Below are 25,647 nucleotides of genomic sequence, written 5' to 3' on the forward strand. Positions count from 1 at the left end.
TGAAAAGGCGGACTTGGCCGCCAGTTTGCATGTCGATGCAAACTGAGGCGTGTTATAAGACTCGCGCCACTTCAGCGACGCCGATAAGCATGCGAATGCCAGGAATCAAGCCTAGATAATATGGATCTCTTTAGTGAAGTGTTCTTTTTCGTGCCCTATTCGTGGAAAGTTCTATTTGGCACGTTCGTCGCCCTGCTGGTTTCAAGCCTAGGCGGCGCCAAGCTGGTCAAGCAAATACGGAGCGCGGAAACGCAAACCAGCGATGATGTGCGCATGGTGCTGGGCGCAACGCTCACCCTGCTGGGGCTTGCAGTCGGCTTCTCATTTTCCATGGCGATCAGCGGATACAACGCCCGGCAAGCCAGTGAATCGGCGGAGGCGGCGGCCATCGGTTCGGCCTACGCCAAGGCTGACCTGCTACCCGCGCAAACCACGGAAAAAATGAAGCTGGTCCTTGCCGAGTACGTTGCGCAGCGCATTCAGTTCTATACGGCAAGATCGGAAGAGACACGCCAGGCCGAAGAGCGCCAGGCGGCTTCGCTGCGCCGAGATGCCTGGCAAATTGCCGTCCAAGGCTCGCTATCCCAGCCCAACTCCCTGACGGCCCTGGCGGTGGCGACGGTTGGAGATCTGCAGAAGTCCTACGAAACCACAAGCTCCACCTGGCGCAAGCAGATACCGTCCGCGGCCTGGGGGCTCATTGTCATACTCGCGGTGTTTTGCAATGTTCTGGTCGGATACAGTGCCGGGGCGCGCGGACATCGCGGGCTGCTGATCGTGTTCCCGTTGGTCATTGCCATTTCCCTTGCCCTGATCAACGACATCGATGTTCCGGGCCATGGCCTGATCCATGTCAGTCCGGTCAATCTTGAGCGCATGGCAAGTGAACTAGCGGTTCCGTCGAAATGACCGATCGGCCTCAGGCATTTCGGGCGCTCCGGAAAGGCTGCTAGCGCTTCGCCGCAGCGGTGGCGAGAGCGCGCCATCCGACCATGCCGAAGACACGGGGCAAGCTGGATCGCTCCAGCCCGCCCCTCGGCTCAGACCCGTTCGATTCGCGCCGGTAGCCCCTGGCGCACCGCCGCGCCGGACACCCAATCGATCCAGACGTTGGCGTGCTCGCCCCGCGTGGCATCGCCGAACCCCAGGTCGTTCAGGTTCACGCCCGCGGCCAGCGCCGGATCGTGCGGCATGGGCTTGCCATCCACCACGTGCGCGCGCGCGCCCAGTTCGGTGTGGCCGTAGCCATGCTCGATGCCCACCGCGCCTGGCTGGATGCCGTCGCGCAGCAGCGCCAGCCCGGCCACCGCGCCGCCCGGCGTCACGATGCGCACCGCGTCGCCGTTGCGGATGCTCAGGCGTTCGCCATCCTGCCGGTTGATCGACACCGGGTTGTGCGGGTGCACCTGGCGCAGGCGGTTCACGCCGATGGACATGGAGCTCATCAGGTTGGACTTGAACGAGCTGAGCAGAAAGGGCCAGTCCTGCGGCGTGTATTGCGCCCGCATGTCGCTGCCGTCGGCCAGCCGCGTCGGATACCAGGTCGGACAGCCGCTATAGCGCTCGCCGGTCATGGAATGGCGAAAGCCCGCCAGTTCCTCGCTCCAGACCTGCAGCGGCTTGGCGTAGGCGGCGCGCGTCTGCCGCGCCCCGCCTCCTTCCACCCAGGCGTCCTGCATCTTGTCGAAGCGCCCGCCACGGCTCATCAACATGGCGACCTGGCGCCATTCGCCCGGCTTGAGCTTCTGCTGCAGCAGCGCGCCGTAGCGGTCCACCCCCGTCATCGCCATGTCGTCGTCGCTGGCCTCGGGCACGGGCTTGCCGGCCGCGAAAGCGATGTTGGCCATGCCGCGCAGGAAGAAGTCCTCCGGCGTGTCCAGCGCGTACTTGGCGCCGTCCTTGTCGGAGATGGCGCCGGCGCCGAAACCAGGCATGTCCAGCCGCTTGGCGCAGGCGATCAGGAAGGTTTCCAGGCAGACCGGTTCACCGGCGGCCGTGCGCGCCACGCGCGGCTGCACGGCGGGCCAGCGCACGGTGGAGGCCTTGGCGACCACGTCCGCCCAGGGCGCCGACACGCCCCAGCTTTCGTACGTGACCGTGTCCGGCACGATGTAATCGGCCAGCGCGTTGGTCTCGTTGATGAAGGGGTTGATCGACACTGACAGCGGCAACAGGCGCGGATCCTTCATCTTGTCGATGATGACGCTCTTCAAGCCGGCGATGCCGTAGATCGGGTTGCTCATGTGGTTGAACCAGACCTTGGCACGGTACGGATAACCCGCCAGCGCCGATGCCAGCATTTCCGAGCTGAGCCCGCCGGTGGCCGGATACCAGGGCGCCGCGGCCGGATAGGCCGGCTGGCCGGCGGCCTTCTTGCGCTTGAACTCGCTGGACTTCTCGTACGGAAAACGGTTGCGCGACAGGCCCACGCCCTTGGGCGTGGCGCGGTTGGCAAATCCGGCGATGTTGTACCGCGGCCCCTGCCCGTAGGGCGGGAACGGGCCGGCATCCAGCACCAGGCCGCCTTCGACGTTGAGGTTGCCCACCAACGTGTTCAGCATGGCGATGGCGTAGGCGGTATAAAAACCCGAACCGCTCATCGTGCCGCCGTGCGCATCGACCACCGCGCGCTTGCCGTAGCTGGTGAAGCGTTCGGCCAGCGACGCGATCTTGGCGGCAGGCACGCCGCTCAGTTCCGCGTATTCGTCCAGAGTCTTGCGGCGCGCTTCCTCGCGCAGCAGCGACAGTGAACTGCGCACGCGCAGGGCTTGGGGCGCGCCGTCCATGCCGGACGCGGCCACCGTCTCGTCCACGAACAGCGTGGCGGGCGCGGCCATGGTGTGAGGCGCCAGCGTGCCGTCGTCCAGGCGCACGACATACACGTCTTCCCACTTCTCGCCGGCATCGGCCGGACGCGGCCAGCCCAGGTCGGCGCCGCGCAGGAAACTGCCCAGCCGCGCATGGCCAGGCTCGGCCACCACCAGATGGGTGGCGTTGGTCCAGGCCGCTTCGCCCGCGGCCTTCATGGCCTCGGGGCCAGGCTGCGCCAGTGCGCGGGCGTCGTAGCGTTCGTGGTCCAGGATCCAGCGGATCAGGCCCATGGCCAGGCCCAGGTCGCCGGCCGGATTGACGGCGACCCACTCATTGCCCGATCCGGCCGACAGGCTGGACGAAGCCGGCAGCATCGGCGACACGACCACGTAGGTGAAGCCAGTCTCTTCCGGCCGCACGCGGGCCTCGGCCAGTTGGCGGGCCTGGCGCTGGAACGGGTTGCCGGCCTGCGCCGGGGCCGCGCCGATGAACAGGCCGAAGCGGGCGTTGTCCCAATCCGGCTTGCCGTGCGGCATGCCCTTCAGGTCACCCAGCGCGGCGCCCGCGCCCACGCGGAAGCTCTGCCCGCAATAGGAGCCGTGGTTGCTGAAGTTGACCGTGCCGAAGGATTGCCCGGCGAAGCGCTGGATCAGCGGGGTGCGGCCTTCATTGGACGCGTCGGTAAAGAGGAACTGGTTGACCTTGGCGCCGTACTCGGGGTTCCGCGGATCCAGCGGCGTGTCGCGGTCGAAGATGGCGCGCAGACCGTCCACCTGGCCTTCGCCGAACAGGTCGCCGCCTTCGCAGACTTCCTGCACCAGCTGTTCAAAGGAGATGGTCTGCCACTTGCCCTCGCCGCGCTTGCCCACCCGCTTGAGCGGCTGCAGCACGCGGAAGGGGCTATTCATCTGTTCCAGCATGGCCGAGCCGCGGGCGCAGGAAGTGGCGCGCCCTTCCAGGCCGTTGTCGCCGCCCAGCTGCGCATAGACCTCGCGCACCGGCGTTTCCATGGCGGCCGGGCGCGTCGTGGCCAGCGGATGATAAGGATTGCCCGCCACCCGCAGGATGCGGTTTTCCTTCGTGTCCACGCGCAGCCGCACGCCGCACTGGGTCCAGCAGCCCAGGCAGCTTGAAGGGCTGACGGTCTGGCCCGGCTGGGCGCTGAGCACGCCGGTCAAGGGATCGATGCGGAACTCCGGGGTCAGCGAGTTGCCGCGCACGGCATGCGCCGTGGGCACGCCGGCCGTGCCTTGCGCCAGGCCCTTCACCGCCCGGACCACGGTTTCGCCGTAGCCCGCCGCGAAAGCCGCCATGCCGCCGGCGACCACGCCGCCGCGCACCATCAGCTTGCGCCGCGCCTCGTCGCGCGGCTGGTCGGGGGCCTCGTCCGGCGAAGCGCCGAGCTTGTCGTCTTGGTGTTGCTTGTCCATTGCTTCCATTCCAGGTTCTTTCGTCCAGGGCCTGTGCACACACACAGGACCATGCGGCGGCGCTCAGGCCGCCAGGCCCCGCGTGCGCGCCGGGAACAGCTCCAGGGCGTAGGTCACGGCGGCGATCAGCGCCACGCACAGGCCCAGCACGCCCACCATGCCGAGCAGGCCGTCGCTGCCCCAGGGCATCTCGTACAGGTAGAGGCCTGCGCCGTACTTCGGTACGCCCTGCACGCTCATGAAGACGACCCAGCGGAAGATCCACGCCGCGGCCAGCATCGTCAGCGCCAATGCGGCCGAGGGCAGCGGCGCGGCCAAGGTGCGCGCCGGGCGTTGCAGCAGCGCGATCATGCAGAAGCCCGTCGCCACCGCGCCCGCCAGGCTGACGCGCCAGATCGGAAACTCCGCGAACAGGCGCAGGGCGGCGTCAAACGACGGGTCCATGTCCAGCAGGCCCAGCAGCGTCCAGGCGCCGGCGCCCAGCGCCATCATCACCACCGCGGTCAGGCTGAGGCTGCGCAACAACTCCACCGGCATGGCCTGCGTGCCGCCGCGCAGCCAGCGGCCCACCAGGAACATGGCGCCCAGCGCGCCCAGCCAGGCGGTCAGCGCAAAGTTCACCGGCAGGAATACCGTGTGCCACAAGGGCCGCGAACGCAGCACCATGACTTCGGCGCCGGTGTAGACCAGGATGGACAGCGCCGACAGCGCCAGCGCCATGCCCAGCACGCGCACCCAGCCGATGCGGCCCCACCACCAGGCGGCGCAGAACAGCAGCGCCAGGGTCACGAATACCGGCAGCAGCAAGGCGCCCAGCCACATCCACGACCAGGGCGTGACATGCGCATAGAAATGCCAGAAGCGGCCCGGCTGGTGCAGGTCCGCCAGCAAGGACACGGGCGCGGCAATGGCGCTGACCAGCAGCACCGTCACGGCCGCGGGCAACAGCCGGCGCGCGGGCGAACCAGCGCCGCCGAAGGCCGCGAAGGCGGCGGTCAGCGCGGTAGTGGCGCTGATGCCGATAAGGAAGAAATACTGCACGGCCCACGGCAGCCAGGCGGCGTCGTAGACCGGCGTCAACAATTCAGAGATCTGCATGCTCATCCCCTTCGATGGCTCAATGGCCGCCAGCCAGCCGCACACCGGCCTGGCCGTCGACCTGATGGACGAACGCATCGGGCAGGCCGATGTAGTAGACGTGGGGATCGGTCTTCATCTCGGGCTTGAGCACCTTGATGTCCGCTTTGTGCTCGACCAGCAACTGGGAAATGGCGCTGTCGGGATCATTCAGGTCGCCAATGACACGGGCGCCGCCCACGCAGCTTTCCACGCAGGCCGGCAGCAGCCCCGCCTCCAGGCGGTGCTCGCAGAAGGTGCATTTGTCGGCGGTCTGCGTTTCGTGGTTGATGAAGCGCGCGTCGTAAGGACAGGCCTGCACGCAATAGGCGCAGCCCACGCAGCGTTCGTTGTCGACCAGCACGATGCCGTCTTCGCGCTGGAAGGTGGCCTGCACCGGGCAGACCGGCACGCAAGGCGGGTTGTCGCAGTGGTTGCACAGGCGCGGCAGCATCACCATGGAGGCCGGGCCGCCGGCATCGGGCAGGACTTCGTATTGCAGGACGGTGGTGCGGAACTGGCCGATGGGGGGCAGGTTCTCCATGGAACAGCTGACCGTACAGGACTGGCAGCCGATGCACTTGCGCATGTCCACGACCATGCCATAGCGCTTGCCGGCCATGCCCGGGCGGCGCGGCGGCTGGCCGTTGATGCCGGTGGCCTCGGCGCGGATGGGAATGACGCTGGCCGCGGCCCCCAACCCCAACAAGCCCTTCAGAAAGCCTCGTTTACCCGGGAGTGGCGGTTCCGGGGGGCTGGCGGGGGTATTCATGGTGCTTCTCCAAGCGTTAATTCCGTTACAGGAATTAACTTATCACCTGGGGTTATATAGAGGGTTGATAAGGATCAAACTGGGGACGGATTGCGTCCGCGCCGTCGTGCTCCCCACCGCCTCACCCCGGAACCGGATATGGCGTCCTGGCGTCTTGCGGCGCGGCCGGGTAGCTCAAATCTACGTTAACCACATACCCCATTTGCAGGATGCCAGGGACCTTGCTCCCTGATAGCGTGTCTCCAACAACAATTTGCTTGTCACTCCGTTCGCGGTCAGCCGCTATCGAACCGATACCTCCAGCAGTGCTTTTCAGCAGGAATATCGTCAGCACCACCTTGAAGCGACTTTGAGGCGAAGGGGAAACACGTGCGATCGACGTTCACCGCCGCAGTGGCAGCATGCTCGTTGACTCTCGGGGGCTGCGCTTCCGGGCCTTCCAATTTCCGGATCGTGCCGACCGAAAAGACGACCGGCGACCAGCCGCTGAAGAACTTCCTGGTGCTGGCGCCCGGGGTCCGCGCAAAGGGCGCCGGCCTCTACTCCATGGACATCCCCATTGCGTCGCCGCCTTGGCGATGCCCATCGAGCGAAGCCGGTGATGCCGACTTCCGCGCGCGGGTGGTCACCACCGGATTCAACACTGCCGTGCTGCGCGTCACCAGCGTCCTCTATGACAAGGAGGCGCAATTGCGCCAGGCGTGGGAGAACTGGACCAAGAGCCCGCAGGCCACGCCAGTCATCCAGTGCCTGAGCGCGCAGGATATCGCTGCAATCCCCAACCGTCTCGCGGCTGCGCGCCCGGTCGATGGCGAGCAATCTCTCGAGTCGGCGTTGGGCCTGTCCGCGACGCGGCTCGTCATTCTCGAACCAGGGATGACCGTTTGCGCATCCGATGGTTTCATGCGCGACGCGACCGCAGACGGGCACATCCCTACCGGTCCCTTCTGCGCACGGGTAGCGGACAGCCCATTCGGAGGCCAGGTGCTCGACCCAATCCGTCATTCAATGGACGGCATTACCGGCGGATCCGACAGCGGCGCGGGCGCCCCAATCCGCAGCATCGCGTCCTGGGCAGAGGTTCCGCGCGATACGAACCCCCGCGAATACGTCGTGCGCTACCCGACAAAGCTGCCACCGGCCGGTCGTCCGCTGCCGAAGGACGTCTCACTGCTCGTAAGCCTGGACGCCAGACTCCCTTTCAAGGTTCGCCAGGCTGCAATGAGTTGCATCGCCGACGAGGGCCGCGTCGTCGACTTCTGCGAATCGCCCATCAGCCAAATTCCCAAGAAATGCGGAAACCCAACCCTGGCGCAGATGACAGTCCAACCTATGTGCTATCGCTTCGGCGAGCGGGGCGTCATGAACCTCTCCATCCCGGTCATCATCAACGGGACGCAGGCGGACGTCGGTGTAGGGGCGTTGGTGCGTGACGCAGCCGCGCAGCTTGGACGCCCCCCGACGACTACACCCGGCATGACACGGTGGTACGGCGCCAAACAGCACCCAGTCGAGTTCGAGACCAAGGCATTCGATTTACCCCTCTTGCCAGGAGACACGCTGTCATGGTGACCTTCGTCCGCATCGCCCCCCGGCTGCACGTGCCGGAACGCTGGGAAGCCAACCCCGCACATGCACGCATGTATTTCGTCGGACCGGACACGCTGCCCGAGAAAATTGATCCTTCCAAGGACATTACCCGCGGCACGCTGGTCATCGCGCCGCGCCTAAGGCCAGACGCTTGGGACCATGCTGCCGCCAATCTCCCCGCAGAAGTGAACCAACTCAAAGAGGGTCCCTACCAACTCGCGTTCCTGGGGCCAGGTGGAGGCCTGCGCAAGCAGGAGGCCGTTCCCGTAAGAACCGGCGGGACCGTGGTCTCCAGCAAGTCCATTGCGGTCGGTTCACCGGAGTTTTCACCGGTAGTCGGCTCCCTCTGGGAGCTGGTGATTCCGGACGGAACGGTCTTCAGCGCCGACGCTACCCGCATGACGTTGACACTTCCTCCAGACAGAGCAAAGTTGCTGCTTTCCGAGCGCATCACTGTGCTGATTCCCGAGCTCGACGGCCGCTGCGCAATCGACATCGACTGGGATGGGCCGGCACGTGGCGCTCTGCGCTTCCGGGCGCCGGTGACCGCGTCCCAACTCGAAGCCCTCGGCGTGGGCCCGCGATACTTCGCAGCGCCCCAGGGGAAGAACGACGAAGGCAAGCTCGCCATCGAGTCGTACGCCTATCCACTGCTTGCCCTCGCCGGCACGCCGGAGGTCTTCGGCTTCCAGATTGACTGCGCATCGCCCTACGAGGACGAGCCGGACGACGCCGCCGAATCGCCTTTCGCGCGGCCGCGCAGCATCCTGACTCCACCCGACCATGGCCTGCGCTCGCATCTGCACCAAGTGCGCGCAGGCGAAGTTCTTCTGGCGCCGGCGCAGGCTGCCGGCCAGCCGAAGGGGTGTTTCGCCCTCACCTCATCGCCTGAAGTACTCAAGACCACCGATAGCGGCCTGGCGCTGCAGCGCGGAGGGCATTACTTCACTCCGCTCGGCGCCTTTGCGGCCAAGACGGAGGACTCTGGCCAGGAATCCATCCGCCTGACCCTCGGTCTGTCGCACCTTGAAAACGTGGCTGTCCGCAAGACGGATCTCCTTGTTTTCGAGCGATCGCAACCGGCATTTGAAAACCGCCGCGCGCTGCTGGAGGCCGCCGCTGACGCGGAGGAGACCGTGACCGCGCTCGTCCCGCTGGATGGGCACTGCACGACCTCCTGGATGCGCCTGGCTCCGGGTGCGGGCGTCGAAGCCGATGCCGAACCCTTCTCGCTGCAGCCCGAGGGCATGCAGGCCTACGTGCCGCTGGCGGAAAGCGCGCAGGTGCTCGAGTTCCACGCGGTCCGCTATCCCAATGCGGGCCAGCCATTCCCGATAGCGCCGCTGCTCGGGATACGAGCCGGCGCGGATGGCAGCGGCAAGGCCGATGCGGGCCGCCGCCTCATGTTCGAACAAAGCGTGATCGCCCTGGCGCGTCGGCGCGAGATTACGACTGACGTGACGATTGCGCGGCCAGCGGGCGCGGAAGCATCCGGGACGACGATTGCGCGCACGCCGCAAGGCTATCTAGCTTCCCGCACGGGATCCGCGCGAGCCTGGAACGACATCGTTTTCACCCACACGAGCCTGCGCGAGGCGGACGGCGGCTTCCCCGAATTGACCAAAGTCGGCATTTCCGCGCCTGAAGGCACCCCCGCTGCGTCTCACCTCGCCAACGTACTGGCGCAAAACCGGCTGATGCTCGTGACCACGTGGAAGACGTTGGAGCGGCTGCAATTCAATCTGGACGCCTTCAAACGGCTTCATGTAGGAGGATGGGGAGTTCACATCGGCGGGGAACTTCCGCTGTCCGGCCCCGCCGAACTCGAGGCGGAATTCGATCCGCTGGTGGTCATCAAGTACGCAGACCGCAGTATCGCGGACCTCGCCCAAGATGAGAGTCAGTGGATCCTGCGCGACACGTTCAGCGATGACAGGACGCGAAGCCGCTTCCACCTGGCGATCGGCGAAGCAGAGAAGGATCCCTTGCGCCAGCCGCTCAAGCGCCGGCTTCTCGATCCGAACTGGAACGGGCTGCTCCTGCTCGACGCCCTGCTCCCGCTCACAGGCATCCCGGAGCAGATGCGCGCCATCGCGGGGGGGCTGCCGCCATACATAGACGTCCGGTATGCCGGGCTCGACATCACGGGCCTCGACCCGAACCAGAGCGACGACGAGCCTTGGAAAAGCGCCCTCTTCGGGCTGGTGCAACACAACAAGGACAATATCGCCTTTTCCACCGACGGCAACTCCGGAATCGGCATGCGTGTGCCAGAGCTCGTCGTGCGGGTCGAAAACGATGGGATCGACCGCTTCGACTGCAAGCTGGAATTGCGGCTCCCTGGTCTGTTCGATGTGAAGGCTGACAACCCCGACGCGGACCTCGGTCTGGAGGGCCGCTACGAGTCGACGGTCATCGATGGCCGCAGGCGCGAAACCTATACCTTCGAGGCCACACAAGAGGTCACCAAGACGTTCGACACGTCGAACGTCGTGAAATCGGCGACCTTCCGGCGCATGCGTCTCGTCACCCATTCGGCCCAAGACAAGCAAACGCAAGGCAGCTTCATCATCGATGGCTCGATCGCCTTCAACAAGGTGCTCGACTCAGACCTGTTCGGCATCGATGCGCTGGATTTCGCCGACCTGGGGATCGATCTCGCCTTTCTTGTTGGAAACCTGGCCAAACTCGAACTGAACCTGAACTATCAGAAGCTCAAGTTCGACCTCGACCTTTTCAACTCGGGTAGCGGGCGCCGCAATCAGCCTGGCTTCATGAAGGCCTTCCCGCTGAAGCTGCGCGGCTTCCGCGTCGGCGAGTTCAAGCTGCCCGAGCTCGGCTTCTTCAGCCTGGGAAGCCTCACGGCGATCGATAGCTTCGAACTCTCGGATGCATTCAGGTTCGGCCTCGATTTCGACATTGATCTTGGCTCTCTAGGCGCGCTGGCCGAGAAACTCGACAGGTTCAAGCTGCAGATCGTGCTGGGGTGGAAGCCGAATTCCAAAGGGGCCAAAGGATGGACCGACATCGCTGCCGGCTTCCGCATCGACTTCGGCAAAGGCGGAGGCGGCTTCGATCTCGGTGTTCAAGGCATCCTGCGTCTCTGGGCCGAGAAGTTCAACCTCAAACGCGTAGGGGATATATTCGTGTTTTCGGCCGACGACTGTCACATCGACATCCTCGGCAAGACTCTGCCGGAAAAAGACCAGCAGTTCTCGCTGTATCTCTTCGCCAACCCGAAGGGCGGGGAACCGTTGGAGCGGCTCGGCTGGTTTGCCAGCTTTAGGGACACTGCCCCGCAGGCCCCTATCGCGATCGAATCGCTCGCGCTGGGACAGCGCGTGGACGTACGCTTCTCCGAGGGCGGGGGACGGGTCGACACGCTCAACTCCACCAGCACTGCGCTGCAGTGGCTGACGGACGTGCAGAACTTCAAGAACGAACGCCAGTTCGTGGACTTCGCGGGCAAGCACATCGACTATGACCGCAACCGCGAATGGTTCCTCGCGCTCAAGGGCGATTTCTACAAGGTGCTGCGCCTGGGGCTGGTGCTGAAGGACCCCGATATGTACGGGGTGTACCTGGGCTTCCTCGCCAACGACAACAACCCGAAGGCAGCCCCCTTCTCCTTCGACCTCCTCTACCAGAAGCTCGCCAATGGAGTGGGCCGGTACTCGGTGGAAATCGGCCTGCCGCCGGGCTACCGCAGCTTCGAGTGCGGGGCAGCCTCCGTGACATTGGGGATGCTCCGCATGGAGGTCTACACCAACGGAGGCTTCCTGTTCGACCTCGGCTTTCCGGAGCACGTCGACTATACCCGCTCGTTCGCGCTACAGGCTGCGATCTTCATCGGCAAGGGCGGCCTGTATTTCGGAAGCGTGCCGCCCGTCACCGTCCCGGACATGCCCGGAGAGCAGGACGCCTACCTCCAAGTATTCCGCGCCGGCTTCGCACTGAAGGCGGGCTTGGGACGCGAACTCGAACAGGGCCCCTTGCGTGCGGGGCTAACCATCTGTGTTTTCGGACGCATGGAGGGCTATTTCGCCATCGCCGACAAGGATAAGCCGGGGCCAGGCCGCAAGTTTCTCGCACCCTACCCCTACTGGATGCGCCTGCATGGCGAACTGGGATTGATCGCCGAGGTCGAGGGCTACGTCGACCTGCGCCTTATCCGCGCCCGGGTACTGGTGCGCGTGTGGATCGCCACAGGCATCGTTCTCGAAACCGCGAAGCCCATCGTCCTGTACTGCGAGGCCGGAGTCAGCATCGCCATAGAGTTCGAGATCGCATCATTCAAGGTGTTCGGCAGCCGCATCAGCATCACTGTGATGCTGCGCTACAGCACCACGCTGCACTACGAATTCCAGTTGCCCGCGAAAGTACCGGTGTTCGAGCTCCCGGGCAGCCCGAAAGTCGAAGCGCTCGCCCCGCCGCCGGAAGCCGCGCGGCAGCTAGGCGGCTGGCCCTCGCCGACCGCCGCAGGCCTTGGCGTTGAAGCGCGGCCGATCGAACTCTTCCTCGGCTACGACTTCACTGTCGCCGGACGCGACGGCGCGCCCGGAGAAGCACCCGTGCGTACCGTGCTGGTGCCGACGGTATTGTGGCTTACTGGTGACGACTACAACAAAGGCACAAGGCCATTCGAGCCTATCGTCCGTGCGCTCATCGCGTGGGCCGCGCTGCGCGCGCGGCCAAAGGAGAACGACGCGAGCGAAATCAAGTTGCGCAAGGACCTGGGCGACGAACTCGATCTTGAGCAACTCGAAAAGAGCATCCGCGGCCTGGACGACTTGCCGTTCGAGATCCTTGAGGCCTTTTTTGCCGAGATCGCGCCGGGTAGCCAGCTACGCCACATTCCCGAGGGCAGGGAGAAGGCAACGGGCTTCCTTTTCCCGGTTCCACCCAAGCTCGCGATCGAGAGGAAATGGAACGGCGGCGGCGGCGTCCAAGACTTCACCCAACTGGGCCGTGTGACCGAGAGGGAGGCCGACGCGGTCTTCTCCGACCTGCAACACCAGTTCGCGGAAATCTCGGCGCGTCCCCGCCATTCGGCGGGCGTCGAGTCCGAAGAGAGGCAGCCTCTCGTGGACTACATCTTCCGCAGCTGGTGCGCCGCGCTCGCGCTTTGCGCGTGCGATGCTGCGCGCACCGCGTGGCGGACCGAGGCGGGCACCCCGCGCACGGTGCGCGCGTTCCTCGACGCCCTCAGCGCCGCGCACTGGAACGAAATCGCCTCGCGCGCTGGCCGCCTGCTTCTGTCAGGGGCCCGGACAAGCTCGTTGGGTCCCGACCGCCCCCTCGTGGAGGCGGCGGGTCTTTTCATGGATTTCCCCGCAGACGCGACGGGCGCCCAGCTTGCTCCCGTCGAGGGAATGAGCCCCTCCTGGCTCAATGTAACGGCGGATGCTATGGCCGTCGCCTGGGCGGACCTGAACGCCGCCGCCACGGCCCCGGTGACCGTGGAGAAGTGGTCCGAGATCGCACCTGCGTTTCGTCAGGTACCCCGCAGGTTCTACCAGCCTCCTCCGCTCCAAGTGCGCGATGGCACCGCGCCCGCATCACTATGCCTTCTGAGCAGCGACCTGCTGGCGAGCGGAGCAAGACGCCGTTATGACGAGCTGAAGTTCTCCACGGTCAAGACATCGGATAAACCGGGCCAACAGCCGCTGGAAGGAGACAAGCTCGGCCGCTCAAGCGCGGCGCTCGTGTTCGAGATGACGCTAGCCCCTCTGCCCGTGGAAGAAGGCATGAGGGACGACGGCAAGCCCTCCACGCCCGCCGCATTCCGCATCGCCGGCGCCTCAGAAGCCGACCGCCTCGGACTCGACGCCTTGGTCGAATACATGGAGAACGGAGACCCACCGCCCACGCTCGCCGGAACCCGACTGCTCGTGGGATGGCGCGAAGGCGTTGAGCCTAGGGCCTCCCTCGAACTGCTGCCGATTGCCGACCACCTGGGCGACTGCGTGGTGGCCCGCAGCACCGTGTCGATCGAACGACGCCCCTACGATGATCCAGAGCTCGCCACGGCCGAAGCGCAGACGCGAGAGCGGCCCGAAACGCACTTCCTCGCCACGTTCGAGCCCGTGTCCCGCTATCGGCTTCTCTACATGCTGCGCCGCGCCGCCATCGTCAACGCGGAGGGTACCCATCTGCTGCTGCCCGAAACGCTCGCCGCGCTGGTGCGCAAAAAGTTCGAGGCAGACGGCGCCACCCGGCGCACGGTCAAGCTCATGGTGGCCGTGATCTTCGAGCCCGGAACCGAACCACCCAAGGGCGTATGCAACGCGGCGCTGTTCGAGGATTCCGCCGATCTGCAGCTGCTTGCCCAGTCCGAACGCCGCGTGGTGGCGCAGCTTGCGGCGCTTCCTGACGAGACAGCCGCTGACGATCCGATGATGGAAGTCGTCTCGACGCGCCCTGCGGGTACCGATCTGGTGCGAGTGTGGCGAAAGCGCGCGGTTAGCGACGGCACGGGCGCGCCATCGGCCGCCGGCTTCGGCGCGCATCTGGCGCAGCGCTTCGACATGCTCGAATTCCAATTGCGGCGCGCGGGAGAAACCGGGCAGCTCCTGCCCTTCCAGAAATCGCTGCCACTCGGCTCGGAAGAGGCGGTTCCTCCCCCTAAGGAAGAGGGAGCGCCGTCCGAGGGATATCCGCAAGCGCTCCGCGAGCAGTTGTCAGCCGAACTTCCGAAGGGATACGAGGCTACCGACCTTCGGTACGACCTTATCGTGCCCATATCGACACTCGCGTACCCGGGTCAAAACCGCTATGCCGCGATCGGCCAGAAGTTCGAACTCGACATCGGGTGGCGTGATGTCTGGGGCAACCGTCTCGGCGCTGAGGGCCAGGATGCCATCGCTCTCACGCCGACCTATACCGATGCCGTCGTGCCTTTGGCCTCGTGGCCTTGCCTCAAGGCGCGCGTCCATCCGGGCGACGCCGGCACCTGCGAACTCGTGCTGGAGTTGGCAGTGGATCCTCATGCCGTACCGTCTTCGGAACAAGATCGCCTCGCTGCGGCCAACGAATTGAGCCGCATCATGGATCAGGTCTCGGACCCAGGAGCAAGAGCGCTCTTGCAATGCGGACTCGGCGCCATTGGCACGCAGCCCGATGCAACAGCGCTGCACGGCTTCCTCGGGCAAATCGAAAGGGCGCTGCGCGCCAACCTTCTCCCGGCCAACGATAAATGGTCGCACCCGACGCGCGTGAGCATCGATGCCGCGAAGGACTTTCTGCCAATTACTCTTGATTTTTCCGTGGTTCGGCCCGATGCGCTCGTCGGCAAGGATGGTCAGCTCAAAGCGCCCGGCCTCGCTTCGGCCTGGTCGCCCGTCCGGATGGACTCGATCGAGGGAAAGCCCGACTTTCAGCGTGCCTTCGCAACCGAGTTCCAGGACGCCTTCAGCTTCGACAGCGGCGGCGAGCCGCAGCGCTTCTGGGCCGCGCTCGGCACGTCGAAGAATGGTCAACAGGAGTGGTGGGCCATGAACGACCGCATGATTCCCGCCGCCACAACGACGCCACCGCAGGCGTTTGCCGTGCCGCCGATGGCGAGGGCGCTCATGAGCGCAAACGTCACGCCTCGGATGCGACAGCTGCAGAATTCAGAACCCATTAAGGCCACGCCACAGCTCATGGAGCGCCAGGACGTCGACGCATTGCTCGCGGACTTTTTCGACCGAATCGAAACGTTCCTCTCGCCGGCGCATGCGCACAACACGGCGCTCGCCAGAGCACCGGCGGAATCAGACCCGCCACCGTTCGAGCGCGTGGCGCGCGCGAAGGCGAAGCTGTTGGGCGATGAGGATTTCCCTTCGCCCTTGCTTGACAAGTTGCAACCTGTCTTTGCCCCCACTTCCGCGGAAGACGCTGACTCAGATCGCAAGAACGCCGCGATAGCTGAACTCCGCGAGGCCTGCGCACCGGACCTGCGCCGGTTCTACGAAGTAGCATGCGTCATAGTGAAGGATCTGCAGCCGCGCATCGATCGCGCGTGGGTGGCTGCGAAAGGCCATCGTCGCCCTAAGCTCTACGGCCAGCTCAAGGTAGAACTGGCCAGCGCCTCGGCGGCTCCATTTCGGACCATGACGCGAGGGATACCGCTAGATCCCGAACGAATGCAGATCGCCTTGCCTGTCTTGCCTGATCTCAAAGCGGACGCGATCGAAGCAAACCTCGGCCAGATCGACTACGAAGTCACACACGTCGAGCGTGAGGTGATGTCGCCCACACCCGGGGTGCTGGTCGGATCCAGGTGGTTGACGCTCGTACCCACTCTGCGGCGCGATTCAGGCTCGCGTCTGCCTACGATCTCGATCGCAAACGACGACAAAGCGCCCCTGCCTCGGCGGCGCGTCCCGGCGCCACCCATTTGGGGGGACACTCATGCGCAACCTTACTCGCGCGATAGGGAAGGCAAGGAATACGCCGAAAAGATCCTGGCGGCGCGGCGCTGGGCGTACCGATTCGACATCGAGGCGGAGTTCAAGTCGTCTGACGAAATCTGCGGCCGATTGCTCTACAACCTGCCAGCCGGCAATACATCGGCCGCGGGAGAAGCGCCGGAGAGCGCTGCGCGGCCGTTGTTCCCCAACCTGTTCACTAGTCTTGCCGAGCATAGCCTGGAGGCCGCGGTGTACTGGCGAACAATAGTGGACGAGAGCAAGCGCCGCCGCGCCCCCGGCGAATCTGTCAGCGATGTGTTCACCGAGGCCTGCAATTTGTTTGCGGAGTCCGTCGAAAGAGTGATAGAGACATTTACTCCCGCGCTGGCAGAGAGCGCAATGGCAGTGCAGGATCAAGATCGCTTCATCCTTACCGACACGTTTTTGGAGGAAAAGTCAGCGCACAAGACGACAATCCGCTTCGCCGATCACTTCGAGAACGATGCCCCCCTGCCGGTGCAGGCGGGCGATGGCCTGCCGTGGCTGCGCATACAACGAGTGCTCGAGGGCAAACGCCCTCCGGACGACACCAAAGGGGTCGGCGTTGACGGCCTGGACCTCGATCGCGATGATGTACGCGCAGAATTCATGTGCGAAGGCAAGGAGGAAAAATCGCAGGTTGGCGCTTGCCGCGAAGTCATGGTGGGGCGGCTCGATGCCCTGCGACAGCAAAGCGTCTGGGTCGCAGCGTCGGTACGGCGTAACCGCCTCATCGGCAAGCGCGCGCTCAGTGAGAGTTTTGTCTATCGCACACCCGAATCATTCCTGCACGCGGCGACATCGCCTCAGATCGTCCATAAAGAAGCGATTTACCTGGCCCCCCAGTCGCCATCCACACTCGAGGCGCTGATTGCGGACGGGCTGCGTCCGGTCATCCAAGACGTGCATCCCAATCGCGGAGCCTACATCCAGGTAAGCGTCAACTACGAGTCGGGCCGACTCACACGGCTGGTGGAAGAAACCTTCGGCGCCATAGGTTCGCCTGAGGGCCTGGGCCTGCAGCCCGACCCGATCTTGCTCATCGCCGCAACCAAGGTGAACAACGGCGAGGATGCCTCGATCCAACTCGCACGCATGGCGGCGGCCCAATTGCGCTCGCAGTTCGCCGCGGAACCGGTCGGGCGGGCGTCCGACCATTCCCGAGGCCGCATCGTGCTCAACGTCACGGTCAGCGCCGCGGTCGGCACGGTGCCGGCGACAACGCCAGGGCAGACGATCCTGCAGCTCGAAAGGCTGGTGCTCGATCTCGGTCAAGTGACTGATCTCACGAAAGGACCGACATGACCGACAAACTACAGATCACCCCGCGACGCGCCGCCGGTCTCGAACGCAGCAAGACGAAAGGCGGGCGGGATGTCAGCCTCGCAACTACGACGAAAGGCGGGCCGGACCTAGGCTCGGCCAGCGAATTCGTCACTCTTGACCAAAAAAAAGCCCGGCGCAGGGACGTCGAGCAGTACGAAGCGCAAGGCTACCGCGTGAAGGTGCTCAAGGACACGAACCTTCTCACCGTGGGGGATTACGTCATCAACACGGAGATTGCGCCGCCTGCCTTGCCCGTTGAAGTCCGGCTGGAAGCGGCGGATGTGGCGCCCTGGACGCACCATCTCGTGCAACTGCAGGCGCCGCCCGAACCCGAGGACATCCGGAAGATCGAGGCGGAGGGCGTGGAGGTCGTCGAGCCCCTCGGACCGTACGGACTCTTCGTGGTGGGCCCGAGCGAGACCGTGAGCCTGCTACCGAAGAAGCTCGGATGCGTCGCCTGGACCGGTCCTTTCCAGCCCGCCTATCGGATCTCCGGCGCCTTGCGCAACATGACGGGGCGGATCAGCAATGTGGCCATCGGCGTCTACCCAGCCGAGGAGGGTCCCGCCGTCGCCGCGCTTGTGCTGGACACGGGAGGAGATATCCTCGCGCAATCGCCGCCGATCGAACATGGCGGCCGCTACTGGCGCATCGTTGCGGAGGTCGATGCGGCCGCTGTTACTACGATCTCGCGACAACCATCTGTGCGCTGGCTGGAGTACGCGCCACCCAAACCGTCTCTCGAAGGCGAGCGCGAGGCGCAGATCGCCGCTGGCAACCTGCGCGGACCTGTCCCGCCGGAACTGTCGCCGGGCTATCTCGCATGGCTGGGTACGCTTGGCCTGGACGGCACAGGCGTCAACATCGCCATCTGCGACACCGGCGTGGACAGCAATGCTTCGAACAACACAATCACTGCCCACCCTGACGTCATGGGACGCCAACTCGCGTTCATCGACTATTCGAACGGCGCAGAGCCGAACGACTCCCATGGCCACGGCACGCACGTGGCGGGCATCGCACTAGGCAACGCGGGGACCGGGCAGAACGAGGGAGGCGCGGCGCCTTTCGCCTGGGGCCAAGGCGTGGCGCCAGGATCGCAGTACGTCACGCAGAACGCATTGCGTTCGAAAAGCTGGCCGCCGCAGGACTGGGCGATCCTCACGGCGGATGCGGTGAAGGCCGGCGCGCACGTAATGAACAACAGCTGGGCCGACATGGCGCCGGGCGTGGGCTACACGGCCACGTCCAGGCGCTTCGATCAACTGATCCGCGACCCGGTCCCTGGCTCCGCCGACCCGCAGTACCTGGTCATCGTCTTCTCCGCCGGCAACAGCGGCCCCGAACCCGGCACGATCACGGGCCCGAAGGAGTGCAAGAACGCCATCGTGGTGGGCAATTCGCTCACATGGCGGCCCGGCTGGGGATCTCCTGACGACGTGCGCGGCATCAGCACGAACTCCAGCCGCGGCCCCGCCCGCGACGGCCGCCTTGCGCCTATCGTGGTCGCGCCGGGGACCGACGTCTCGTCCGCACGCTCGAACTGGAGCACCCGGCCGAAAATCGCCGCCACCGGCAACCCTGTGGGGCAGAACGCCTACACCTACATGTCCGGCACGTCGATGGCGGCGCCGCACGTAAGCGGCGCCTGCGCCCTGATCATTCAATGGTGGCAGGCGCGAACCGGCACGCGGCCCAGCCCGGCGTTGCTCAAGGCCCTGCTGGTGAACTCGGCGGAAGACTGCAGCGGCGGCCCCGACGGCCGCGGCGGGGTGGTCAAGCCGGTTCCCAATAACATTCAGGGGTGGGGCCGGGTGAACCTGGTCAACCTCTTCCGCGGCCCGGACCTGCCACAGAGGACAGTGATCGACGGCGGTCCTCCATTCACGGCCAACGGCCAAGAACGCGTCCATCGCCTCACCGCCATCCCCGGCAACCGCCCACTGCGGATTACGCTCGCATGGACTGATGCCCCCGCAGCCGCCAACGCGAACCCGGCGCTCGTCAATGACCTCGACCTCGAGGTCATACACCTGCCCACAGGCCGCGTGTACAAGGGCAACCACTTCACCGGCGGCTACTCGGCGGAAGGCGGCGATTACGACAGCCTCAACAACGTCGAATGCGTCTTCCTCCGGCGTGCGGCAACAGGCGACGAATACGAGGTCCGTGTGATTGCCTCGCATCTGCGCGCCGACGCGCGCCCGCCGTATGAAACCGCGCGACCCTGGCAGGACTTCGCGCTCGTCATCGACAACGCCTGAGGACTTCCCATGACATCCATCGAAAAACTCTCCCGCATGCGCATGCGCCGGGCCTCGCGACGCGTCGCCCGCGATCCCGCGCACCTGCAGGTCGACGCCACGGAAGGCGTCAAGAGCATCGCCGAACTTGATCTCACGCCGTCGGCCAAGGCCGGCGCTGAAGCCTTACTCGCGCAATTCCCCTCCCACGTGAAGTTCACGAGCGGCCGGCGCGACATCGCCGACCAGGCGCGAGCGATGGCGCCCAATGTCTTGAAAGAGCGCAGGTGGATCGAAAAAACCTACAAAGACACCCCCCAACGCGCAGCGCTTCAGGCCTGGGTCGACGCGAATCTCCAGGCGACGGACGCCGCCACCATCGCTGCAGGACTCGAGGCGATCATGAGGTCCTGGACTGCCGCCCAACAGCGTAATTTCTCCCGCCATTTCCTTGGGGATGCATTCGACATCGCGCCCATCGCGGGCGACATAGGCAAGCAGATCAAGGACGCGATTCCGAAGCTGCCAAGGTACCAATGGCACACGTTTGACGAAGGCGGTCTCGAGATTTGGCACATCCAGTTCCAATCTTGATGCGGGAGGCGGCGTTTAAACAAATTATTACATTTCAAGTTCGTCGACCAGACTTGGGTCTGCAATGAACCGCTACCCCTGGAGCTTGAGCGCCCTGCTCCAAGCCGCCAGCTTGCATTCGAACGACGCCGCCGCGTGCGCCGGGCTGGTCGATGGCAAATCCATGTACTCCAGCGGGGCGGCCAGCCCGGGCAGCACGTGGCGGCGGTACAGCGCCGCGGCCTTGGCGCCGTTGAAACAGATCCGCACGATGGCCGGGTGGCGTTCCAGGAATGCGGCGAAATCGTTGGCGACCAGGGTGTCGCCGCGGATGTCGGCGTCCAGGCTGCCGGGGCGTTCGCAGGCTTGCAGCACGTCCCACAGGGCGACGCCGGCGGCCTGCAAGGCCTGCAGGCGCTGCGCATAATCCAGGGCGGGATCGAAGCCGAAGACGCTCGCCGCGATGGGCCAGAAGGCATTGCGCGGATGGGCGTAGTAACGCCCCTGCCTCAGCGATGCCACCCCCGGCAACGAACCCAGCACCAGTACGCGCGCGCCCGCCCCCGCCACCGGCGCGAAACCCTGGACCTGATCGTTGTTGCCGCCCGCCAGGGCGGTGTGCATGCCATCTTCCATGCCCGAAGGATACGCCAGCAGCAAGTTCCGGCCCCACTGTCCGATGCATGGAACAGTGCTTATCAATGCCAGGGACTACCGCCAGAGGGGTTGCGCCCTTATCTTATTACCTATGACGAACGGCCCCGCTGGGGCCGCGCAACAGGAAACACGACCATGAAGAAGATTCTCGGATTGCATGCCAGCCCCCGTCCCCACTGGGTGGGCGACGGCTTCCCGGTGCGCTCCATGTTCTCCTACAACGACAAAGGCAAGAACACCAGCCCGTTCCTGCTGCTGGATTACGCCGGCCCGGCGCAGTTCGAGCCGGCCGAGCATCCGCGCGGCGTCGGGCAGCATCCGCACCGCGGCTTTGAAACCGTGACCATCGTCTACAGCGGCGAAGTCGAGCACCGCGATTCCACCGGCAACGGCGGCGTCATCGGGCCCGGCGACGTGCAATGGATGACGGCGGCCTCGGGCATCCTGCACGAGGAATTCCATTCCCACGCCTTCACCCGCCAGGGCGGAGAGCTGGAAATGGTGCAGCTCTGGGTCAACCTGCCCGCCAAGGACAAGATGGCGCCGGCCGGCTACCAGGGCATCCTCAACGCGGACATCCCGGTGGTGGACTTGCCGGACGGCGCGGGTACGCTGCGCGTGATCGCGGGCAACTACGCGGGCCATGCGGGGCCGGCGCGCACCTTCACGCCGATGGACGTGTGGGACGTGAAGCTGGCCGCCGGCAAGTCGGCGACCTTCCCCGTCGCCGCCGGCCGCAACAGCATGCTGGTGGTGCTGCGCGGCACGGTGCTGGTCAATGGTGAAACCGTCGCCCGCGACGCGCAGCTGGCGCTGTTCTCGCTGGAGGGTGAGGACATCACCGTCGAAGCCAACAACGACGCGATGTTCCTGGTGTTGAGCGGCGAGCCCATCGACGAGCCGGTGGTCGGCTACGGCCCCTTCGTGATGAACACGCAGGCGGAAATCGTCGAGGCCATCCAGGACTTCAACGCCGGACGCTACGGCAAGATGCACTGAGGCGACAGGGCCGGCTGCTGTGCCGCCCCGCAACGCGGGGCGGCATACTAGGCCAGGATCCGCTCCTCCGGACGCTGCCGCAAGCGCCCAAGCTTGATGCCGTCGCGGATGTTCAAACCGATCAGCGCAAGGTTGGCGGCGCCCGCCGCCAACTCCAGCGCCTGCACCCCGTGAAACACCCCGTCGAACAGCCCTGCCTGCGCCCGCAGCGCCAGGAACAGCGCCGCGGGCACAAGAATCAACAATCCATTGGCCGCGATAAAGGGCATGCGCCTGCGCTTGGCCAACAGCAGCGGATGCCTGCCCTTGCCGGCCATCATGAAGCCGCTGGCGGCGGTCAGCATCATGACCGGCACGAAGCCCAGCAACGCGTAGGCAATGGCCAGCTTGACCTGCGCCACCGCCGAGGCCGCCAGGAACAGTTCGGACACCGCCGTCGATATCCAGAATGCCGCGAGAAACAGCAGCGTCAGCACGGCCGCGGCCGCATGGATTCTATGTTTCATGATCTTGCTCCGATGGCGCGGGAACGTGCGCGGCCAGCAAGCCGGTCAGCACCCTCCCCGCCGTTTCCAGTTCGGCCGCGCTGAAGCCGCCGGCCAGTTGCCGAGCGCGCTCCTTCCAGCGCGCGTCGATGGCGCCATACACGCGCCGGCCCTCGTCAGTCAGCCGGTACAAGGGCGAACGCTTGTGCTGCGGATTGGCGCGGACCTCCACCAGTTGCGCTTCGGACAGCAGATTGAGCTGCTTCTGCGCGCCCTGGCGCGTCACGCCCATGGCGGCCGCAAGCTGCGGCGCGCTCAGGGGCTGACCGGCCAGCGCCAAAGCGCCCAGCATCTGCCAGCGCGCGCTGGTCAGCGCCTGCGGCGCGACGAAGGCATCGCCCCAGTCGAGCAGCGCGCCGTTCAACTGGAACAGCGTCAGGATCAGCCCGGTGAGCCGTTCTTCCTTGGTCGGATTCATGCCTGGTCTCCTCGATGGTCCGTTATATTGACAACCAGTTTCCATTAATGAAAACCGGTTGTCAATATGAATTTGCCATGGTTTTCTGCGCTTCGCGGACACCCGCCGCAAAAAATGGATAGAACTCCCCGCTCCTGGACGGGTTTTCCACCAGTCCGCCCGGTCCGGCGCAGCTTTACTATCAAAACCTTCAAGACCCCGCCAGTGGAGTCCCCCGCCATGCCCGACACGACGCAGTCCGCCACCAGCACTTCTTGGCCGCCGGCCGGGCCGCGGATCGAGTCGGTCCTGGGCCTGCCGGCGCAGCAGCTGTTCGCCTCCGGCGACCTGGACGAGGCGCGCTCCATGGTCGGCCGGGTGATGCGTCCGCACCACCTGGGCGTGGTCGGCGCGCAGCAGCGCCTGGACGCCCGCATGCACCACCAGCCGCTGGGCGAGGTCTCGCTCAACCGCTTGCGCTACGGCGCCAATGTCGAGATCCGGCCCGGCCCGCTGGAGGATTTCTTCCTGGTGCAAATGCCGCTGTCGGGCTGCGCCCGCATCAGCAGCGGTCCCCAGCAAGTGGATTCGACACCCGACGTCGCCTCGGTCGTCAGCCCGGACGACGACCTGGCCATGCGTTGGGCCGAGGACAACGACCAGTTCATGCTGCGCGTGGGCCGCTCGCTGCTGGAGCGCACCCTGGTGGGTCATCTGGGCTGTGCGCTGGATCGGCCGTTGCGCTTCCAGCTGGGGTTCCGCTGGCGCGAATGCGCGGCCTGGCGCTGCCTGATGAGCTATCTGCTGGACTGCTCCACGCAGCATGCGCACCTGGCCGAGCACAAGCTCATCGTCCATCAAATGGAACAGCTGGCCGCCGCCACCCTGCTATCGGCCCAGCCCCACAACTACACCGGCGCCCTGCCCGGCCGCCGCGGCGCAGTGCTGCCGCGCCACGTGCGCAGCGTCCAGGACTATCTGCAGGCGCACGCGCATGAAGCCGTCAGCGCCGAACAGCTAGCGCGCATCGCCGGCGTCAGCGTGCGCAGCCTGTACGCGGGATTCAAGGAATTCCTGGGCGTGAGTCCCATGCACTACCTGCGCGACCTGCGCATGGAACGCGCGCACGCCGAGCTGGTCTCGGGTGAAAGCCGCAATATCGCCGGCGTGGCGCTGCGCTGGGGCTTCGCGCACATGGGACGCTTCAGCGCCGGCTACAAGGAACGCTACGGCGTAAGCCCCAGCCAGAGCCTGCGGCGGCGCGACTGAGGCGGCGCCGCTTCAGGGCCTGGCTGGCGCAGCCGGCTTTGCCTTGGCAGAAGAATCCTGCGCCATGACCTCGCGCGCAAGCTGATTGATCTTGGGAGCGGCCTTCATGGCGCCGTCCTTGTGCTGCATCAGGAACTGACGCGCGTAGTACCGCTCGAGTTCGCAGGGATTCGGATTCTTGCCCGTAAAACCCACGGAGGCCTCTATCAATTTGCCGGCATGCGCCTGCTCGGCAAGAACGCGCTTGCGCATCGCCTGGATTTTGTCCGCCGCGTCCTTGCGCCCTTCCGGGGAGTTCAGGCGCTGGGCGAGCCTGGCGCGCAGCGCGGCCGGGTCTGTCGGCGCGCGCGCCAGGTCCACGCCCAGGCTGGCTTGCGCCAGGGCCATGGCCACCAGCCCTTGCACCTCCGGCCCGTCCGCCGGGTACAGCTTGCAGGCGGCGATGAAACCCATATGGGCGACAGCCCTGTCACCCAGCCACTCCTGGCCGCCGTCGCTACCCATCGCAAAACCCAACGAATTGCGCATCGGCTCCTGCACTTCAAAGCTGCTGCTCGTGTTCTGCGCCGCGGCAAGTCCGCTGCACAAGCAAAGCGCCAGCGCCGAAATTGTTCTTTTCATGATGTTCCCCGTGAGCGCTCGCCGGCGCGGATATCTCCACGCCGGATGCTATTCCAGCATCAGCCAGAATGGTGAGCGAGGTCCCAAAACGCCCGCGGGAGCAGGCCTACAGTTGCATCCGAACAACGCCTGCTTTCCTCATCCGTTGGCCGCTATGGCATGGAAGGTGCATTTCCACGAAACTCGCGCAACAGGGGGGCCGCTGGTCTGGCGCAGCCCAGGGAAGGAAACTCGATGAAAACGCTAAAAAGCAGCCTTCTCCTTTGCGCTTCGCTATCCGTCGGGACGGCATGCGCTTCGGACGATATCGACATGCAGGCGTTCGAGGCTTCGAGCCAGGCCTTGCGCTCGGCCGATGCGAAGGCCGAAGCCAGGCGTGCAGCCGTCGCCGCGCTTTCACCCCGCCTGCAGAAAATCCCGCTCGGCGAGCGGGCCGGCGCGCACATCGCGGCCGCCGGCGCTTGCGCCATCGACGTTCCCATCGACGACATCAATAAACTGTCATCGCTGGCCGTGGCGGAAGCGGTCCTTGGCAAGCCTCTTGCCCAAGTCCCCTATGAGTCCAAAGCGATTTTGAAAGCGACCACAGACGCAATCCGAACGCCGGAAGCAGTCGCGGCGGCAACCAAGCGCCAACAGCGGCTGCAAAAATTGGCTCAGACCGAACGCGACTGGGTTTCCCGAATACGGGTCGAAGTAAAAAAGATCAATCCCAAAGGCGAACCCAGCGACTGCCGGTATCTGCGTGGACAGATCGACGATCTGCTGGACAATGCGGACCGCGACAACTCTCTCAACAAGGCCGAGCTGGTTCTATTTGCCGTCCAGGAGCTTCAAGGCCAAGGCAAGCCGTCGTCCCGCTGAGC

General features: G+C 65.3%; 15 protein-coding genes. 8 read left to right on the forward strand and 7 right to left on the reverse strand.

Annotation, left to right across the window (positions count from 1 at the left end):
- Positions 1 to 120 precede the first annotated feature (120 nt).
- Positions 121 to 909 (forward strand): hypothetical protein, encoded by a 789-nt coding sequence (locus WBB14_RS08305; protein ID WP_424239405.1) that lies wholly within the window; start codon positions 121 to 123, stop codon positions 907 to 909.
- A gap of 131 nt (positions 910 to 1,040) precedes the next feature.
- Here the strand turns inward: WBB14_RS08305 and WBB14_RS08310 are convergent, their stop codons facing one another.
- From WBB14_RS08310 to dsrO, 3 genes are all read right to left on the reverse strand, one after another.
- Positions 1,041 to 4,241 (reverse strand): tetrathionate reductase subunit A, encoded by a 3,201-nt coding sequence (locus WBB14_RS08310; RefSeq protein ID WP_424239406.1) that lies wholly within the window; start codon positions 4,239 to 4,241, stop codon positions 1,041 to 1,043.
- A 63-nt stretch (positions 4,242 to 4,304) separates the two neighbouring features.
- Complete coding sequence (nrfD, locus tag WBB14_RS08315; RefSeq protein WP_424239407.1) at positions 4,305 to 5,339, reverse strand: NrfD/PsrC family molybdoenzyme membrane anchor subunit; 1,035 nt, start codon at positions 5,337 to 5,339, stop codon at positions 4,305 to 4,307.
- Positions 5,340 to 5,358: 19 nt separating this feature from the next.
- Positions 5,359 to 6,129: a sulfate reduction electron transfer complex DsrMKJOP subunit DsrO gene (dsrO, locus tag WBB14_RS08320; RefSeq protein WP_424239408.1), complete on the reverse strand. Its 771-nt coding sequence runs from the start codon at positions 6,127 to 6,129 to the stop codon at positions 5,359 to 5,361.
- 369 nt (positions 6,130 to 6,498) lie between these two features.
- On the opposite strand from dsrO, the gene WBB14_RS08325 reads away from it, so the two are divergent.
- The 4 genes from WBB14_RS08325 to WBB14_RS08340 are packed head-to-tail and all read left to right on the forward strand — an operon-like array spanning position 6,499 to position 20,314.
- Positions 6,499 to 7,701: a hypothetical protein gene (locus WBB14_RS08325; RefSeq protein WP_424239409.1), complete on the forward strand. Its 1,203-nt coding sequence runs from the start codon at positions 6,499 to 6,501 to the stop codon at positions 7,699 to 7,701.
- Positions 7,695 to 17,456 carry a hypothetical protein gene (locus WBB14_RS08330; protein ID WP_424239410.1) on the forward strand — a complete coding sequence of 3,254 codons (9,762 nt, stop codon included), beginning with the start codon at positions 7,695 to 7,697 and terminating at the stop codon, positions 17,454 to 17,456. The genes WBB14_RS08325 and WBB14_RS08330 overlap by 7 nt, the downstream gene beginning before the upstream one ends.
- Positions 17,453 to 19,741 (forward strand): S8 family serine peptidase, encoded by a 2,289-nt coding sequence (locus WBB14_RS08335; protein ID WP_424239411.1) that lies wholly within the window; start codon positions 17,453 to 17,455, stop codon positions 19,739 to 19,741. The genes WBB14_RS08330 and WBB14_RS08335 overlap by 4 nt, the downstream gene beginning before the upstream one ends.
- Positions 19,742 to 19,750: 9 nt before the next feature.
- On the forward strand, positions 19,751 to 20,314 hold the full coding sequence (locus tag WBB14_RS08340; RefSeq protein WP_424239412.1) for a hypothetical protein: 564 nt from the start codon (positions 19,751 to 19,753) through the stop codon (positions 20,312 to 20,314).
- Between the two features lie 72 nt (positions 20,315 to 20,386).
- Here the strand turns inward: WBB14_RS08340 and WBB14_RS08345 are convergent, their stop codons facing one another.
- On the reverse strand, positions 20,387 to 20,917 hold the full coding sequence (locus tag WBB14_RS08345) for a DNA-deoxyinosine glycosylase (protein WP_424239413.1): 531 nt from the start codon (positions 20,915 to 20,917) through the stop codon (positions 20,387 to 20,389).
- Between the two features lie 168 nt (positions 20,918 to 21,085).
- Between WBB14_RS08345 and WBB14_RS08350 the strand changes: the two genes are divergently transcribed.
- Positions 21,086 to 21,949, forward strand: coding sequence for a pirin family protein (locus tag WBB14_RS08350; protein WP_332013797.1), 864 nt, complete (start codon positions 21,086 to 21,088; stop codon positions 21,947 to 21,949).
- A gap of 47 nt (positions 21,950 to 21,996) precedes the next feature.
- On the opposite strand, the gene WBB14_RS08355 is transcribed toward WBB14_RS08350, so the two are convergent.
- Together WBB14_RS08355 and WBB14_RS08360 are read right to left on the reverse strand one after the other, a co-directional pair.
- Positions 21,997 to 22,455: a hypothetical protein gene (locus WBB14_RS08355; protein WP_424239414.1), complete on the reverse strand. Its 459-nt coding sequence runs from the start codon at positions 22,453 to 22,455 to the stop codon at positions 21,997 to 21,999.
- Positions 22,445 to 22,912, reverse strand: a complete 468-nt coding sequence (locus tag WBB14_RS08360; RefSeq protein WP_424239415.1) for a MarR family winged helix-turn-helix transcriptional regulator — start codon at positions 22,910 to 22,912, stop codon at positions 22,445 to 22,447. The genes WBB14_RS08355 and WBB14_RS08360 overlap by 11 nt, the downstream gene beginning before the upstream one ends.
- 219 nt (positions 22,913 to 23,131) lie before the next feature.
- Here WBB14_RS08360 and WBB14_RS08365 point away from each other — a divergent pair, with 219 nt between their 5' ends.
- Positions 23,132 to 24,160 (forward strand): AraC family transcriptional regulator, encoded by a 1,029-nt coding sequence (locus WBB14_RS08365; protein ID WP_424239416.1) that lies wholly within the window; start codon positions 23,132 to 23,134, stop codon positions 24,158 to 24,160.
- 12 nt (positions 24,161 to 24,172) lie between these two features.
- Here the strand turns inward: WBB14_RS08365 and WBB14_RS08370 are convergent, their stop codons facing one another.
- Positions 24,173 to 24,781 carry a hypothetical protein gene (locus WBB14_RS08370; RefSeq protein ID WP_424239417.1) on the reverse strand — a complete coding sequence of 203 codons (609 nt, stop codon included), beginning with the start codon at positions 24,779 to 24,781 and terminating at the stop codon, positions 24,173 to 24,175.
- Positions 24,782 to 25,015: 234 nt separating this feature from the next.
- On the opposite strand from WBB14_RS08370, the gene WBB14_RS08375 reads away from it, so the two are divergent.
- Entirely contained in the window at positions 25,016 to 25,645 is a 630-nt protein-coding gene (locus WBB14_RS08375) for a hypothetical protein (protein ID WP_424239418.1), read from the forward strand.
- Positions 25,646 to 25,647: the final 2 nt, after the last annotated feature.

Origin of the sequence: Achromobacter sp., from assembly GCF_049647645.1 — a bacterium.
In the GTDB taxonomy this organism is placed as follows: Bacteria; Pseudomonadota; Gammaproteobacteria; order Burkholderiales; family Burkholderiaceae_B; genus Achromobacter.